At 46.8% G+C, this 17,582-nt stretch carries 15 protein-coding genes; 13 read left to right on the forward strand and 2 right to left on the reverse strand.

Annotated elements, in window-relative coordinates:
• Positions 1-101: 101 nt before the first annotated feature.
• Together tsaB and lon are read right to left on the reverse strand one after the other, a co-directional pair.
• On the reverse strand, positions 102-812 hold the full coding sequence (gene tsaB / locus P1P89_17900; protein MDF1593390.1) for a tRNA (adenosine(37)-N6)-threonylcarbamoyltransferase complex dimerization subunit type 1 TsaB: 711 nt from the start codon (positions 810-812) through the stop codon (positions 102-104).
• A gap of 12 nt (positions 813-824) precedes the next feature.
• The gene (lon, locus tag P1P89_17905) at positions 825-3,221 is read right to left on the reverse strand and encodes an endopeptidase La (protein MDF1593391.1); all 2,397 of its coding nucleotides are present in this window, start codon (positions 3,219-3,221) and stop codon (positions 825-827) included.
• Positions 3,222-3,548: 327 nt separating this feature from the next.
• On the opposite strand from lon, the gene P1P89_17910 reads away from it, so the two are divergent.
• The 13 genes from P1P89_17910 (at position 3,549) to P1P89_17970 (ending at position 17,086) form a co-directional block, all read left to right on the forward strand.
• A complete protein-coding gene (locus P1P89_17910; GenBank protein MDF1593392.1) occupies positions 3,549-4,337 on the forward strand; it encodes an A24 family peptidase in 789 nt (262 codons plus the stop codon).
• A 279-nt stretch (positions 4,338-4,616) separates the two neighbouring features.
• On the forward strand, positions 4,617-6,437 hold the full coding sequence (locus P1P89_17915) for a HEAT repeat domain-containing protein (GenBank protein MDF1593393.1): 1,821 nt from the start codon (positions 4,617-4,619) through the stop codon (positions 6,435-6,437).
• Between the two features lie 114 nt (positions 6,438-6,551).
• A complete protein-coding gene (locus P1P89_17920; protein ID MDF1593394.1) occupies positions 6,552-6,944 on the forward strand; it encodes a roadblock/LC7 domain-containing protein in 393 nt (130 codons plus the stop codon).
• A 48-nt stretch (positions 6,945-6,992) separates the two neighbouring features.
• Positions 6,993-7,604 carry a GTPase domain-containing protein gene (locus P1P89_17925; protein MDF1593395.1) on the forward strand — a complete coding sequence of 204 codons (612 nt, stop codon included), beginning with the start codon at positions 6,993-6,995 and terminating at the stop codon, positions 7,602-7,604.
• 10 nt (positions 7,605-7,614) lie between these two features.
• Positions 7,615-8,322: a hypothetical protein gene (locus P1P89_17930; GenBank protein MDF1593396.1), complete on the forward strand. Its 708-nt coding sequence runs from the start codon at positions 7,615-7,617 to the stop codon at positions 8,320-8,322.
• Positions 8,323-8,462: 140 nt separating this feature from the next.
• Positions 8,463-8,741, forward strand: a complete 279-nt coding sequence (locus tag P1P89_17935) for a hypothetical protein (GenBank protein ID MDF1593397.1) — start codon at positions 8,463-8,465, stop codon at positions 8,739-8,741.
• Between the two features lie 55 nt (positions 8,742-8,796).
• Entirely contained in the window at positions 8,797-10,152 is a 1,356-nt protein-coding gene (locus tag P1P89_17940) for a cache domain-containing protein (GenBank protein ID MDF1593398.1), read from the forward strand.
• A gap of 10 nt (positions 10,153-10,162) precedes the next feature.
• Positions 10,163-11,143 (forward strand): hypothetical protein, encoded by a 981-nt coding sequence (locus P1P89_17945; protein ID MDF1593399.1) that lies wholly within the window; start codon positions 10,163-10,165, stop codon positions 11,141-11,143.
• 53 nt (positions 11,144-11,196) lie between these two features.
• Positions 11,197-12,231: a response regulator gene (locus P1P89_17950; GenBank protein MDF1593400.1), complete on the forward strand. Its 1,035-nt coding sequence runs from the start codon at positions 11,197-11,199 to the stop codon at positions 12,229-12,231.
• A complete protein-coding gene (locus P1P89_17955) occupies positions 12,232-12,582 on the forward strand; it encodes a hypothetical protein (protein MDF1593401.1) in 351 nt (116 codons plus the stop codon).
• Positions 12,583-12,606: 24 nt separating this feature from the next.
• Positions 12,607-14,988, forward strand: coding sequence for a GspE/PulE family protein (locus tag P1P89_17960; protein MDF1593402.1), 2,382 nt, complete (start codon positions 12,607-12,609; stop codon positions 14,986-14,988).
• A gap of 224 nt (positions 14,989-15,212) precedes the next feature.
• Positions 15,213-16,442 carry a response regulator gene (locus P1P89_17965; GenBank protein ID MDF1593403.1) on the forward strand — a complete coding sequence of 410 codons (1,230 nt, stop codon included), beginning with the start codon at positions 15,213-15,215 and terminating at the stop codon, positions 16,440-16,442.
• A 131-nt stretch (positions 16,443-16,573) separates the two neighbouring features.
• On the forward strand, positions 16,574-17,086 hold the full coding sequence (locus tag P1P89_17970; GenBank protein MDF1593404.1) for a response regulator: 513 nt from the start codon (positions 16,574-16,576) through the stop codon (positions 17,084-17,086).
• Positions 17,087-17,582 lie beyond the last annotated feature (496 nt).

Raw genomic sequence — 17,582 nt, forward strand, 5'->3', positions numbered from 1 at the left:
CCTTTACGAAAAATAGTTTGACAATTACTTCTCAAGGCCCACCAAACCCTACTTTACAAACTGACCGAGAATTGCTGTTACCAAAGGTATCGCTGGCTCCATCAGGGCTGAATTTGCGGCAGCTTGTTTTTATGCCCGAAACCGAGTTCCGCATCTGATTTTCGGATATATTCCGGGGCCAGCATGACAACATCGTCGGGATTCTCCTGTTTGAATCGATTCACGCTAAGTTGGCCTATTGTCGAAGCCCGTATGGTGTTTTGGATAGGTGCTGCAAAAGAGGCATATGGCCCGAACTTCTCGATAATTTTCTTCTGGTATATCCGCGCCCCCTCACCAATAAACACACAGGTTGTATGTATAGCCGAAAGAACGTTGTCAAGGGTCGAAACCTGCGCCGGTACTATTCTCTGTAAATTTCCATTTTCATAGCAATAACGTGAAAAATATACCTCCCCTTTGCGGGCATCCATTAATGGACAAACCATATTTGATGAAACCGCTGCCTGCATGGCCAATGCATCAAGGTTGGAGACCCCCACAACGGGTTTTCCCGCGGCGACGGCCAGCGCCTTTATCGTACTGATACCGATTCGCAGCCCGGTAAAGCTGCCCGGTCCCCGCCCCACGGCAAATCCATCCATTTCCGACAGCGCCAGGCCCGACAGGTCGACTATCTTCTGAACCATTTCGATTAAATGAACCGCATGGGTTTGGGCGCTGACGCTCGTCGACTCGGCCAGTATCGTTTGGCCGTCCAAAATGGCGACGCTGCAGCTTTTGGTGGACGTGTCCAGTGCAAGGATTCGCATATCAGGTGCTTGTTATTTTAAACTTACCGGAATCGAATCGGTTTCAAAGGCAATCGGCAGGACTTCATCCATATGCTTTACGCAAACAAATTTTATTTTCCGCCGGACATGATTCGGGATTTCAGTTAGGTCTCTTTTATTTTTTTCAGGGATGATAATTGTCCGGATGCCTGCCCGCAGAGCTCCCAGCGCTTTTTCCTTTAGCCCGCCGATGGGAAGGACGCGCCCCCTCAAGGTAATTTCACCGGTCATCGCCACTTTGCTGTTGACCGGCTTTTTCATCAAAGCCGAAATCAGCGCCGTTGTCATTGCAGTGCCTGCCGACGGTCCGTCCTTCGGGATTGCACCGGCCGGAATATGAATGTGGACGTCCATATTTTCAAAAACATTTTCATCTATTCCAAATGAAACCAGATTGGCCCGGGCATAGGTGACCGCAGCCCGCGCCGACTCCTGCATAATATCGCCCAGTTGACCGGTTATGATCAATTCTCCCTTACCGCCGATCAGCGTGGCCTCCACATACAAGACTTCACCGCCGACCTGGGTCCAGGCCAAACCGGTCGCCAAACCGATTTGACTATTTTCTTGGTCCATTTCAGGATAATACTTATGGACCCCTAGATATTTTTGCAGATTGGACCGGGTAATGTGAAAAGGACCTTTTTCCCCTTCAGCGATCTGGCGTGCAACCTTGCGGAAAATCGTACCGATTTCACGTTCAAGGTTTCTTAAGCCCGCTTCAGAAGTATATTCTGAAATAATCTGGCTCAAGGCTCCCGAACTGATGGAGGTTGTTCGTCTCTTCAGCCCATTTTCTTTGATCTGACGCGGAATCAGATGGGTCTCGGCAATGATCTTCTTTTCTTCTTCGGTATAACCCGACAGCGTGATCACCTCCATTCTGTCGAGCAGGGCCGAAGGGATGGTGTCGGTCAAATTGGCGGTCAGAATAAACATCACTCCGGACAAATCGAACGGCAGATTTAAATAATGATCGCTGAAAGCGAAATTCTGCTCCGGGTCCAATGCTTCCAGCAGAGCCGACGAAGGGTCGCCCCTGAAATCAGCACCCAGCTTATCGATTTCATCCATCATGAAAACAGGGTTATTGCTGCCGCACTGTTTTAGTCCCTGCAATATTCGGCCCGGTAGCGCCCCGATATAGGTACGTCGGTGCCCCCTGATTTCAGCTTCATCCCGAATTCCGCCAAGTGAAATCCGGACAAATTTTCGCTTCATGGCCCTGGCAATTGCCCGCCCCAAAGATGTTTTCCCGACCCCCGGCGGTCCCACAAAACAGAGGATCGGCCCTTTCATTTTGGGATTCAATTTGCGAACGCTCAAATATTCCAAGATACGGTCTTTAACCTTGTCAAGTGCGTAATGATCCTTATCCAGTTCAATTTTTGCTTTTTTGATATCGATTACATCCTGGGTCGATCGGCGCCAGGGCAACTCCACCAGCCAATCCAGATAAGTGCGAACAACCGAAGCTTCCGCAGAGTCCGGATGCATCTGTTCCAGACGGTTGAGCTGTTTTAAAGCCTCAAGATCGGCTTCCTTCAACATCTTGGCCCGCTTGATCTTTTTGCGGTAATCGTCAAGTTCCTCGAACCTTTCATCCTGGTCGCCCAGTTCCTTGTGAATCGCCCGGACCTGCTCCCTGAGAAAATAATCCCGTTGGCTTTTGGATATTTCGTCTTTGACCTCGGATTGGATTTTCGCCTGCATGGCGGACAAATCAACTTCCCGGGACAACAAATGATTTACCTGCTTGAGCCGCTGGACCGGATCGATCAGCTCCAGCAATTGCTGCGACTCATCCACTTTCAATTTCAGATTTGAAGCCACCAAATCAGCCAGTTTGCCGGGGTCATCAATACTCTGTAAAATGGCACCGACATCATTGGTCAACTCGCCGCGAAGCGCCAAAATTTTTTCGGAATGTTCAATGACATTTCGCATCAAGGCTTCTATTTCCAGATCAACATCTTTTATGTACGCTTCGGTAATCTTTTCAATTTTAACCCGATACCACGATCTTTTCCTGACGTATGCAACGATTCTCGCCTTGGCGATTCCCTGGACTAAGGCCTTGACGCGTCCATCCGGAAGCTTCAGTATTCTCAAGATGCGACCAACAGTTCCCATCCCGTAAATTTGTTCAGGCGACGGTTCCTCCGTACCCGGATCCTTTTGTGTCGCCAGAAGCAACAACCGGTCCTGTTTCACGGCTTCTTCTATTGCCCGGACCGATCGTTCCCGCCCAATAAATAGCGGCAAAAGCATATCGGTAAAAATTACAACATCCCTGACCGGTATCAGCGGCAATGGGTTGGGAATCTGGATGTTCTTGTCATCATCATCGATAATGCTTACAAGGTCATCCTTGTCGGTTTCAGCCATTTTATCTCCTAAATACCTAAGTAATATTTAAACCTTCCAACGCCCTGACAGTTTACCTTAAATTAAAACCAAAATTTCATAGCGGATAGATCAGTGCGTAAACATGAAATAAAAAATCCGGACAAATCTGTCCGAATTACATAACACCTCGCTGTTTCAGTCTCACGGGCCGGTTAAACTGCTCATTAAAATGCTGTCATTATTATAAAACATTATTTGGCTTTGACAATAACATTCTTGCTTTTTTTATAAAAAGCACATAGGTTGCCATAAAATAAATCCCGGACTGAAATTAGTGCCGCCCATCCTCGTTTCTGCGGAGTTATCATGCTGACATCGACAACTGCAGGCTATCTAATCGAATTTTTAACGTTTTTTTTTGGTTTGTGCGTTGGAAGCTTCATGAATGTCTGTATTTTCAGGTTGCCGAATTCCCAATCGATCGTTCACCCCCGTTCCAGGTGTCCGTCATGCGGCAATATGATAAAATTTTATGATAATATTCCCGTCTTAAGTTTCTTGTTGTTGAAACGAAAATGCCGCTATTGCAATGCGCCTATTTCGTTTCGTTATCCCCTGGTGGAAATCATGGGCGGTTTTTTTGCAGTTTGCGTATACCTTAAATTTGGTATCACCCTGGAAGGTCTGATCTATTATTTTTTTATCGTGGCGTTGCTTGTGATAACCTTTATTGACATCGACCACCAGATCATCCCCGACCGCATCACCCTGCCCGGCATCCCCTTGTTCTTTATAGCATCATTTGCCGTTCCCGCCATCGGCTATAAAGATTCCATTCTGGGGTTTCTGGTAGGGGGTGGAAGCCTTTTTGCCGTCGCCTGGACATATCATCTGGCAACAAAGCGTGAGGGTATGGGCGGCGGCGATATCAAGCTGCTGGCCATGATCGGCACACTTATCGGCTGGCAGGGAGTGTTATTTACGATTTTCGTCGCCTCTGCCGTCGGCACTTTCGCCGGGGTTCTCTCCATGATCGGACAGGCCAAAGACCGAAAACTGGCTGTGCCCTTTGGCCCCTTTCTGTCAATCGGCGCGATAACATATATCTTTTTTGGCCCCGCGCTGATCTTTTGGTATTTGAATCTGCTCAGATAGCAAGGCTGCCGACCCGCAATTGTCGACATGAGACGTTTGCAGCACACCTGTTCTGAATTTTCAATAGCCACTTTCATATTTTATGAATTGTCAGGTCGGGCGACGGATGAATTCCATTGTTCCGGCCGCCGGAATCGCCCGGAACGGTTTCAACAGTGCTATTTTTGTTGACAAATTCAGATAGTTACTATAATTATTGTGATTACAAAATCCTTAAAGTAGTCAGCGTCCTGGATGGCGTCTATGCTACGAACTTAAAATTTGCCACAGGTGAATGCGATGACAGGTTTAGCATTACAAAAAAAGGCGGTCGAGGTGGCGGTAATATTAAACGCTGCGGTTGCCAATATCCGCCTCTATCCACCGACCAGTGATATTATCGGCACCTCCATCGGCAGGCTGGACACCGCCCTTAGTGCCATACTCAACGAGGTGGACTCAGTTGTATTTGCCGAATCTGAAAAAAATCTTCTGGTCTCCGGACAGACGTTGAATGAAAAAGATCAGCAGAAACCGCAAGTAATCGCATTTCTTGAGTTGTTGCGCAATACCGGGATCAAAAGCATCACTTTTGAGAAAGGCGTGGATAAAGGAGAACTGCTGGCCCTACTGGAAATAGCCAGCACCCAGCCGGAAAAAATTAAAACGGCCGGCGGTTTGAAACAGATCTTTGTCGCTAAAAATCTTTCTCATATTTTCCTGGATCAGAAAGTGTATGTTGCCATGGGAAAAGATCAGAAAGTCGTCTCGGCAGACGCTAACCTGAATAGTGAAAGCCTCTCTTCCGACACCCGTTCTGTGGCGCTTTCTGATATTGAACGACGTACCGGTATCGAACGACGACAGTCAGACGGTTCTGAATATTTAAAAACAGAGGGTCCTGAAAGGCGTACACCAGAAGATCGTCGAAAAATTCAAATTTCCGATTATAAAGATAAACTCGGCAGCATTTTAAAGGGTGAAACCGTTGCTTTCAGCGACCAGCAGGTTCTGCAATCCCTGCCAGGAACAATCGATCAGTTGTTTGCCAAAGAAAAAAACAAAGTCGCCGAAGCATTGATAGACAAGCTGGCAAGGGGGCTTTTGGATGAAGACCCCGCCTTACGCGCCAATGTCTCCAAGACCCTCTCGACAGTCAGCTCCCGGCTGCTGGATGAACAGCGCCACGATATGCTCCGGATGCTTTCGCTTAAATTAGTCGGTTGGATAAAACAGGAAGACATACCCAAGTTCGCTTTTGAACAAATTTGCAGAGAGCTTCAATCCCTGCTGACAGCCTTTATTCAAAATCATCAATTGGAAGAATGTATTCCTATTCTGAAAATCTTCAGGGCCATTGAACGCGGTCAATTAACAAAAAATGAATCCTTTCAGGAGATATCCGGTTCGATCCTAACAGAGATTGCCGCCGGAGACGCCTTGGACGCACTGGTTTCAGGAATGCAAACCGACCAGAAAGACCAGGCCATCGCCTGTTTGGCCATATTCGGACCGGTGATCATTGATCGGATGTTGAACTTGCTGCATGAAGGTAAAGACAAATCCCTGCAGGCGCTAATCTTAAAGGTTCTCACGGATATGGGTTCCGACGCGGTACCCCGCTTGGCGAACCGTATTGAACAGGATCCCCCGGCAGAAACCATGCGCCACCTCGTCGCTATATTGGGAAAAGTCGGCGGCGAAGAAAATCTGGAAGTGCTAATTCCACTGGTCATGCACAAGGATATCCGGGTTCAACGCGAAGCGCTCAGCAGCATCTTCAGCATCGGCGGCAATAGCCGCGGGAGGCTTTTGCTGTCGTTGCTGCCGGACGCCGATGATCAATTACAAAACAGTATTATCGCCATGTTGGGAACCCTAAAACACCAAGAGGCGGTCCCGGACTTTCTTGAGCTGCTGGAGTCAAAGTCGATTATCGCTTCAAAGTCAAAAAACGAACTGGCAGAAAAGATCTGCGTTGCTTTGGGGAAAATAGGTTCAAAAGAAGCGATTCCGGCGCTGACGGCCATAGCGGAATCCAAGGGCTTGTTTAAACTCAAAGCCCACTCAGCTTCGGTACAAACCGCTGCAAGGGATGCCTTAAACCTGATAAAAAGATAACCGTTATTCCCACCGCATAAAAGGGGCGGGGTATGCATTGGGATAAGCAATAAAAGACCGAAACCGGTCTGATGGGCTGGATTTGCCATTGGGCGCTTTTACAGGAGAATATGCATGGACTACACAGTTGAACTTGACGAAAAACAGTTTGAAACCATGGAAAATATTCTGGCAAAGGAATTGATGGAAGTCGGCGTTCAAAGCCTGCTTCTCATCGATTTGGCCGGCAATATTCTCATCAGCCTGAATGACGGAAAGGCCAGGCACGATGTATATTCTTTGGCTGCTCTGGCAGCCGGAAACTTTGGCGCTGTTAGTGAAATTGCTAAAATCATTGGTGAAACAGATTTTTCGCTGCTGTTTCATAAGGGTGAAAAAGAAAGTATTCATTTCAGCAGGGTCGCCGATGATTTGCTCCTGATTACGGTATTTGGGAAAGAGGTGTCGTTGGGATTTCTTCGATTGAAAGTAGCCGAGGTAATCAAAAAGATAACGGCGCTACTCTAACGAAAACATTTTCATTTCAATGTTTACATACAGCATGAGGTGTCTGACTTGGCATTAATTAATCCGAAAACGAAGGAGGTCCAGGTTAAATTAGTTTACTATGGCCCCGGCAGAGGCGGTAAAACAACCAACTTGGAATATATTTACAACAAATATCAGGACCGTATGACAACAAAGCTGACAACGGTAAAAACATACGGAGACCGCACCCTGTTTTTTGATTTTCTGCCATTGGATATCGGCATGATCGGTGGGTATAATATTAAGATGCAGCTTTATACCGTGCCGGGTCAGGTTAAATATCAGGCAACCCGGAGACTGGTTTTACGGGGCGTTGACGGTGTTGTGTTTGTTGCCGACTCAATGGCTCTCAGGGAAAAAATGAACGTACTTTCACTCAAAGACCTCCAGGAAAATTTGGCCACCTTTGATAAAAACATCTTCAAAATACCATTGGTCATACAGTACAACAAGCGGGATCTGGCAAAAGAAAAGATCCCGCTGCTGCCGACTGAAAAGCTTGAAAATATATTGAACAAACAAATAAAGGCGCCTTCATTTGCAGCAAGCGCCCTAACGGGAGAAAACGTCGTTGAAACCATGAAAAAGGCAATATCGTTAACCGTTTCTTCCTTGCAGAAGAAACTGGCCATCAAATAAGGATTATATCATGGCTGATAAAAAAGACACGTTTACCGATGAGGTCAACAACCGATTGGGTGAATTTTTTGGGAATATGGACAAGCCGGATGCCCCGGCCCAGGGTACAAATCCTACACCCCAAAAAGATTCAGAATTATTTGAACTCAAGACGATTGTCCTATCCATTGAATGGGAAATTTCCCATGAGATCATGACGCGGTTGATTGCAGAAACAGACCGTCTAATGAAAATTTATCATGACAACAAGGTGGTCCTCTCGCTTCTGAAACTTCTCGATTCGGTTGGCAGATACATCAATGCCAAGAAAGCCAACGCACTGCCGGATTCCATAAAATTACTGCATTCCATTCATGCCAACCTTCAACGAGTGGTAACCTCGGAAACCATCACGGAATCGCAAAGCAGTCAAATTCTTTCAGCTGAAATCGCAAAATTCAAGAACCTGAAGCAGCAGCTGCTCACGAAAGCAGAACCGCCCCCGCTAAAAGAAAAAAAACCGGCCGCAACGCCAAAAACAGCGCCGATGAAAAGGGCGGCTCCTGTTGAACAAACCCAAACCCCGGTTCCGGCAGTAGAAGTTTCGGCCGTTTCCCCGACGGATGTAAGTATCAATGAGCCGAAAGACGCTGCCCTCCAGGCCATCGATGAGTTAAAAAAGCTCATTAAGGAGGAATTTAAATCACTTCGTGAAGAATTAAAACATCTGCGCCAATGATCGCTTATGTAAGGGCAGTCCTGATGCAACCCAAAATCAATACTTCCCCCGCACGGATAAACCTGTTATTATATTCAAATCTATTTACCCTGTTATTGCAGGGTTCATTCAATTCCATCGTATGTATCGGAGACTGAGGAATGGATTTAATTTCGGGTGAAAAAGAACATCGCCCAAATTCTTTTTTAGATAATGAATTTTTTGATTATTTAAAAATGCAGCTGTCATTGGCCGTAGGGCCCATCGCCGAATATCTCATTGAAGATGAAATTCAGGGGTTCGGCGGGGATTTGGCCAAAGTTCCCCGCCATCGCGCTGCTGAACTGGCCGACCGTTTATCCCGGCAAATTCAACGGCAAGAAAATAAAATTGCTTTCCAACAGGCGCTGGTAAAAAAGATTAAAGAAATAACCACCTGACCATTTAACTGCTTTTCCCATTGCTGACTGCATTTGGAAAAAGGATTTCTCAGTTATGATTCTTATCTGCGAAGAATGCGGTAAAAAATATCAATTAGACCCTGCCAGGATAAAGGGCACGGAGGCCAGATTCGCCTGCAAGGCTTGCGGGCATGTGATCACCGCCGTCAAGGCCGAATCAATCCGAAAAAAAATATCGCCTGTACCGGCCGCAACAATCACCCCGGCCACGGAAGCCTCGCCATCCCGGACCGTTTCAGCGACCAGCAGTGAAACGGAGAATTTGCCCCCTCCGGAAAAACCCAAAAAGAAAAAAATAATCGACGATCAATTCATGCGACCCGGCCGTTTTCGGTTTGGTCTGACGGCCAAGCTTTTTACCGTAATGATTTTGGTCAGCTTGATCCCGCTGGTTATGTTCTGGGGAATTACATTGTCACAGGCCAAGGAACGTATTCGCACCGAGGCAGCCAAACACAGCACCCAACTGTTTTCGGGCATGGTTCGGTATGTAGATGAGTGGTTCGGTGAAAAGGAACGGATTATCAAGGATCTGGCGGAAATGGACGCTATGGTTTCCATGGACCGGTCACAGCAGGAGCCGCTCCTTGAAGCCGTCCATAAAATTTACCCGCACTTGGAAGGCATCTTTATTGTTGATGCAGACGGCAAATTCTTTTCCGGCAGCACAGATCAGCGCCTGGAGGATTATTCAGCACATTCTTTTTTTCAAAATATGCTGCGCAGTCAAACGCCGCTATGGCAGATGGTAAAAAACACCAAAACCGGCAAGACCGCTCTGATGGTTGCCGTACCCATTAATAACTCGGCAGAGACGGTCGGCGGTGTGGTTCATATGATTCAAATTGATAAGATTTCAAAACAAGTTATCAGCAGTGAGGCCGGCAATGCCGGAATAGCCTTTTTAGTCAAAAATAAACAGGCAATGGATGCTTACCAGATCGACATTTATGGTTTCAAGCAAAAACAGTTAAATTGGTCGCCACTGACCAGCGCTTACAAAAGCGGCCGGACAGGGTTGGTATCTTTTCAAGATCAAAAGGGTGAATCCGTTCTGGGGTATGTGGGACAATCGAGATTCGGGTGGGGGATAGCAATTCAAAAAGACGAAATTGAAGTTTCCTTACTGATTGATCAGTTGATGTCTTTTGCCTATCTCCTGCTGGTGATCATCATCGTTTTTGTCTCGATTGTCGCCTGGTTTTCAGGCCGTGCGCTTTCCAAGCCCATCATAATGCTGACCGATGCCGCCAACCGGATCAGCATCGGCGCACTGGATATGGAAATTCGGACGAAAAGAAAAGATGAGATTGGCGATCTTTCTGAAGCCATTGCGAGGATGCAGGACAGCATTCGTATTTCCATCGACCGATTGCGGCGCAGATTGTAGAAGGAATTAAATGATTATCATCCCACGAGCAAAGCCGATCGTCATAAACCTGAACAGCTACTATCTCGATATGGAAAAATTGATCGCGCACTACCAAGCCGAATTGAGAAGTGGCGGGATTCATCTAAAATCGCCTGGGGCTGAGGGAATCATTTTTTTCGATGAAGATACGATCACGAATGTTTTTTTTCAGGAAAAAAATATTCAGTTGGACGGTATTTCCGCCAGAGACGAATTGATCCGTAATTTAAAAGCACAGAATTTTATAGTTTCCGTTTATCAGATCGAACCGGAAAAATTTCATTTTTGGGCTAATTTAAGTTATGCCGAAGACCTCCATCGAGACCTCAATATAGATACAGCCCTTGACGGTTTGATCAAGAGTATGAACACTGAAAATCTAACCGGCTATATTGAGATCGCCATAACGGGTACGTCTGATCACAGCCTTATCTTTTTCATTAACGGCAACATCATCGGCGTTACCTGCCCATGGGAGCATGTCGAACCTTCCGATACCAAGCAAAATCTTCAACGCCTCATTCTAGAATCAAAAAATTCAGGCGCATCTTTTAACGTAAAGCGTATCGACCTGAGCCGTTTCCAGGGAAATTCGGATTCTTCCGCAAAACGCGAACAACCCCCCGGCGAGATTGTTGCCTTGCTCCAACTCCTAATATCAACCCTGGAGTCGCTGATTGCCGCCGAAAAAAGAATAAAAACGGATTTTGATACCCTTCTGAAAAAGAAGTTTTTTGAAAAAGCCGACACGTATGAATTTCTTGATCCATTTGCAGCCGAAGTTCAATACGCAAACGGTACATTTGAATTTACGGGAGATACCCCGCTGCCGCAAATTGTCAAAGGCGTCTCGGAAAGTGTTTTGGAACTTGCGGAGGACATGGGCCTTCTGGCGCTGCTTATGCAAAAGATCGACCCCTTGAAAAAACAGTATCAGGCTGAAATAATTCATTTCGGCATTAACATTTAAAATAACGGAACCTGATTTGATTAACAGTCTTCCCAAACTTAAAAGGAACCCGAATGCACAAAAAGGTACTGATTGTCGATGACGACCGCATTCTGCTGAGCTTAACGGAAAATAAGCTGAAAAAACATAAGGATAACTTTACCGTCCTGACCGCTGAAGATGGTCTGCAGGCTGTCTCCATATTAAAAGAAAACCATATTTCATTGGTTGTCACCGACTTGCATATGCCCCATATGGATGGTTTTGCCCTCTTGGCGCATCTTTCTGAACATTACCCGGACATACCGGTCGTTATTTTGACAGCCTACAGTTCGCCTAATTCGAAAAAAAGCGCCATTGAAGGCGGCGCCGCCGAATATCTTGAAAAACCCTTTGTAATGGAAGAACTTACCCAAAAAATTATCACCCGTCTGGCGAAAGAGTCCGAAGGCGGCATCCTGCAAACGGTCCCCCTGGAAATGTTCTTACAACTCGTCGAGATGGAACAGAAAACCTGCACCATCCGGGTGACGAATAAAACATCCGGATTAAAGGGCGTTTTATTCTTTAATAACGGAGAGCTTTTTGACGCCCGCGTGCAGGATGCCAAAGGATTGCAGAGCGCTTATCAGATTCTTTCATGGAATAATGTCGCTTTGTCAATACAGGATACCTGCCCGGTCAAAACCAAACAAATAAACGATAATCTCCAGGCTATCCTTATGGATTCCATGCGTTTGAAAGACGAAGCGGCAGAATCAGACGGCTCTCAGCCGGAAAATCCGCCCCCCCATTACGCAAGCATGAAGGAGCCGGAACTGTCTCAATCACATGAAGTTTCACCTGCGGTCGCAATTCACAGCAAGCTGGATAAACTGGAAGGCGAAAAAAAATGGTTAAAGGAAATCTTATACGACAACAGTTGGGACAACTTGACAACGGAAGCCATCGCGCTGGGAAAATTCTTTAAAGCCGGCGATTTAAAGTCCTGCTATGTTAACACGGGCGCGGCCACCGACTACATCATCCTGCCGGCAGACAAGACGATTGTCGTTTCCGTCAACACCCAATGCCCCCATGACAAAATCATACAGGTTCTGAGTGAATAAATGGATGAGCAATTAAAAAACATTATGGAAATTGACCAGTTTCTGGGTATTATTTATTTTTCATTTGATGGGAACGTTCTTTTCCAGTATTATAATCAAAAGGAACCCCAAGGGATCGGCGGCTGGGATCTATCGCTTTTTGCCGCTGCCTTGGATAAAATTCAGGAAGCTGAATTGGTTTTTGAAAATACCATGCTGTATATCATCAAGGGCCGCAAAGGGTTTCTGCTTGCGGCGTTGGGCAGGCTTGCCCCGCTTGCATTGGTTCGGCTCAACTGCAATATTTTACTTGCGACCCTTGACAAAGAGTCTCAGAAACCCAAAGGATTGACCCGCTTTTTAAAAATGTGAGCATAAATGGTGGAGTTTAATACCATGAGCAGCGTGCACGAAACAGATATTGATTCCAGAGCAAAGGAAGCCGAGGCTTATTATTCCCATGGCCTTCTGAATGAATCCCTTGAGCTATATGAGCAAATCCTTTCCTCTACCCCTAAATTGGATCCCAACCGTCAGAAACTTCTCAAGGAAAAAATACAGGTCCTTAAAAATGAAATCGCCGAGCTTGAAAAGGTTAAACAAACCATTACTTCCGATGATATCACCATTTTCAAGCAGACTTGGGAGGTGGATGAAGACGTACCTGAAATCCTGGGGAGTGTTTCAGCTTATAAAGAACTGGGCCTGTTCAACGAAGCCATTGAAGGATACATGAAGCTGTTTGGCCTTGATTATCCCACCGTTAATATCATTCCCGGACTGGTGGAATGTCTTTTTGAACTTCATTCCCCTTCCCGGGTGATCGATCAGGTTTACAACATTATCTACAGCAATGACCTGAGCGATAGCGTCAAGGTCGATATCAGGTTTGCCCTCGGGCAAGAAATGGAAAATCGTAAGCATAAAGATCTGGCCCTGGAATTGTACCAATCCGTTACTGAAATCAATCCGGATTATCCGGAAATAAAATCCAAAATCAGCGCCTTGCTTTCGGCAACCAAGTTCAGGTCCAAATACGATTATCTCTTAAAATACAAAATCGTGACCAAGGAACAGCTGGAAAATGCCCTGGCATTGGCCAAAAAGGCAAATAAAAGTGTAGAGTTTGTCCTTGTTGAGTACAAAAAAATAAAAAAAGAGGAAATAGGAAAGTCTCTATCCCTGTTCTTCAAGTGCCCCTTTAAAGCCTTTGATCCTAAGATGTCGATTCCCTATGAACTCTTAACAAAATTAAAAAAGCCTTTTCTGCAGCAGAACACATGGGTCCCGTTGAACTGGGAAATGACGACCGGAGAAGTTGAAATCCTGATTGATAACCCGGCCGACATCACCCGCACCGATTTTATTTCAACCCTGATCAAAGCTAAAAAATACAAAATGTCCGTCGGCATCAAAGAGGATATTCTCGCATGCATCAACTATTTTTACGACCAGAAGAATACCCCAATCGAGACCCCGCAGGAAGATGATGAAGACAGTATGTTCATGCTGCCGGAAATCGACTTTGAGGAAGACGACGATCAGCCGGTGGAAGACGACGGGGGTATGGATGAAGCTTCCAGCCAGGTGGTCCGCATGGTTGATCAGATTTTAATTACCGCCTACCGCAAGGACGCTTCCGATATTCACATCGAACCTTCTCTTATTACCAAGAAGACCGATATCCGTTACCGCATTGACGGGGTCTGCCAGGAGGTTCTGCAGGTCCCCCTGAACAGCACGCGCGGGCTCATTTCCCGGATAAAGATTATGGCAAACCTGGATATCGCCGAAAGGCGCCTGCCCCAGGATGGCAAAATCAAATTTAAACGAAAAGGGATTAAGCCGTTTGAGCTGCGGCTGGCAACCCTCCCGACAGCGGGCGGTTATGAAGACGCCGTGCTCCGAATCCTGGCCGAATCCGGCGCCATGAAATTTGACGACATGGGACTGAGTGAACGAAACCTGGAGCAAGCCAAGAAAATTATCACTCAGCCATACGGCCTGTTTCTGGTGGTCGGGCCCACCGGTTCCGGCAAAACCACGACGCTGCACTCCGCGCTCGGGTATATTAATAAACCCGGTGTTAAAATATGGACCGCCGAAGACCCGGTCGAAATCTCCCAGCAGGGGTTGCGCCAGGTGGAATGCAAGCCCAAAATCGGGCTGGATTTTCCCCGGGTCATGCGCGCCTTTCTGCGGGCGGACCCCGACATCATCATGATCGGTGAAATGCGCGATAAAGAAACCTCGCACATTGGGATCGAAGCCTCTCTGACCGGCCATCTGGTCTTTTCAACACTGCACACCAACAGCGCGCCCGAAACCATTACCCGTCTTTTGGACATGGGCCTCAACCCCCTTAATTTTTCCGACGCGTTTCTCGGGGTGCTGGCCCAGCGGCTCGTCCGGCGGTTATGCAAGTCCTGCAAAAAGGAATATCATCCCACCGAGGAAGAATTCGAAACCATACGAATTCTATACGGCAAAGAAGCCTTTGATGCGTTGGACCTCAAGTACACGCCGGAATTCAAAATGTTCCGTGCCGAGGGGTGTGAAGCCTGTTCCGGATCGAAATATAAGGGCCGGCTCGGTATTCATGAACTCATGGTAGGCACCAAGGAAATCAAGAAAATGATCAAAACCGAAGCGCCCACCGATGAACTCTTTAAACAGGCCGCCAAGGACGGTATGGCCACGCTGATACAGGACGGCATCCATAAGATATTTAAGGGGTTGACCGATCTGGATGAAATCCGGCGGGTTTGCGTCAGCTAGGTGCTTCGATTCGCAATTATACAGTTACGTATTATTAGGACGAGAATCATTAGATATGCTTACCCCATTCGGCCCGAGCTCATAGCCGAGGGCAGCTCTTAGTCCTGAGGGCTTCGACTGTATTCGACCCTGAGTGCCCAGACCGCAGGGAGTTCCGCCGAAGTCTAAAAAAAATACGTTATCGTATTTATGAATCGAAGGGCTATACCAACGGGGTGCGCCATTTGAAAAAACGCCATAAATTTTACATTGTCGATGACGACCGGATTTCCATCAACCTGATGACCCGGTATTTGGAAAAGGATGGGCACACTGTTTCCGGAAACACTTCCAGCATCAAGGCGCTTCAGGAAATCATTGCCCAGCAGCCCGACTGTGTGATTTTAGATCTGATGATGCCTGAAATTGACGGACTTGAGTTGATCAGCCTTCTTCGCAGCAAACGCAGCCTGGATGAGACTAAAATCGTAGTGGTAACAGCCAAACCTTATGAATTTGATCGCAAGCAGGCGTTTTCTTTCGGCGCCGACGGTTATATCGTCAAGCCCGTCAACCCAAAAACCTTCGTTGCCCAACTGCTGCGAACCATAGCCGACCAGATTGAATTGGCCTTCTGGGGTGTCCACGGCACGTTGCCGGTTCCCAGCAAAAACACCATTAAATACGGCGGGAATACGTCCTGCGTCAGTCTTGACTTTTCCGACAACACCCTCTTTATATTTGACGCCGGCACCGGCATTAAATCATTGTCCGACTCCCTGGTCGCTGAAAACCGCCATTTAATCGATGCAAAAATTTTTATTTCTCACCCCCACTGGGACCATATCAACGCCATGCCGTTTTTTGCGCCGCTCTTTAAGCAGGGTAATGAAATTGAGATCTGCGGTCCTTCCCATGGCGACATCACCATGGAACAAATGATCTCCGGACAGATGGATGGTATTTACTTTCCCATTAAGATCAAAGAATTCAGTGCCCGTATCTCTTTTCGGGATATCAAAGAAGAAACCCTGGAAATTTGCGGTAAAACCCTAAAGACCATGCTGCTGAACCATCCCGGCTATTGCCTGGGTTACCGGGTTGAATACAAAGGCCGTTCAATCTGTTATATCACCGATAACGAACTTTATCCCACCGACAGTCAATCTTTTAACCGGTTTTACCGGAAACGCCTGATTAATTTTATAAAAGGTGCGGACGTATTGATCACTGACACCACTTATCAGGATAGCGAATACAAAAACAAAATCGGTTGGGGCCATTCAGCCGTCGGACAGGTTGCCAATCTGGCCGATAAAGCCGCTGTTAAAACTCTCTATCTTTTTCACCATGACACGGACCAGACCGATGCGGATGTAGATTTAAAACTTGAGACCGCCCAGGCCCTTTTGGCCAAGAAAAAATCTTCAACGCGATGTGTGGCGCCCAAGGAGAAGGAACGGTTTATGATTTGACAGTGTCGCACGGAAGGCACAGGGGGAAAGGCCATATGGACAGAATCGTAACCCGCCCTTTATCTGATATGTAATTGGCTGGGTCTAAACCAGAATCAGACATTTTCTATAAACCGCTCGGAGTAAAATCGATGCCCCATACCATCCTATCCGTCGATGATCAACAGCCCTTGCTGGACCTGCTCAGAGAAGCCCTCCAGCGGGAATCCTATCAGGTTTTCTGCGCTGCTTCGGCCGAAGAGGCGCTGACGATCCTTTCCCGGCAGCAAATCGATTTGATTATTTCAGATGAAAAGATGCCCGGCATGTCCGGAACGAAACTCCTTACCATTGTCCGCAAAAAATACCCGGAAATCGTCCGGATCATGCTGACGGGCCATGCCAACCTCAACGCCGCCCTGCGCGCCATTAATGAAGGCGAAGTCTATCGTTTTTTTACCAAACCCTGCAACCTGATAGAACTCACCGTTGCCATCCGCCAGGCGCTCCAGCAAAAAGACCTTCTAAAGGAAAACCAGCGCCTGATGGACATGGTCCGAAAGCAATCCCTTTCCATCAAGACAATGGAAAAACGCTATCCCGGCATCAGCAAGGTCAAGCGCGACCCCGGCGGCGCCATCATTATTGATGAGGATATTGAGTAAAGGTTTCAACCGTTTTGCCATAACGAATAAAGAATTAATGTTTTGCGAAGCCAAAACATAATTCCGGTTGAACTAAGCCCTGTGTTCAACGAATAAAGAATTAATGTTTTGCGAAGCCAAAACATAATTCCGGTTGAACTAAGCCCTGTGTTCCATTTGGGTTTTAAAGTGAATGTTTCTGTAGCAGCCAGTTACCGTTTAGCTGTTCAATATTACGGCAATGGCGTGTCGGTGTAAAGATTTTCTTTGAAAGGTGTTCTTTGACATAGTTTTTGATGTCGTATTTGTATATTGATCACTGCGGTAGAGCGATCTGGGTTCACAAAGAGCGCATTATTCCCTGGGCCGCCAAGTGCCAATAAGGGCCAAACGAATAAAGGAACCATTTGGAAAAATTCGTCAATATTCATGGCGGCGCTCTAGTATCTCGTCAACCATCAATTGTCGGATAGAGGCGGCGTAGTTTTATCCTGGCATCCTCGGCAGTGAATTGCCA

Source organism: Desulfobacterales bacterium (genome assembly GCA_029211065.1).
Classification (GTDB): domain Bacteria; phylum Desulfobacterota; class Desulfobacteria; order Desulfobacterales; family JARGFK01; genus JARGFK01.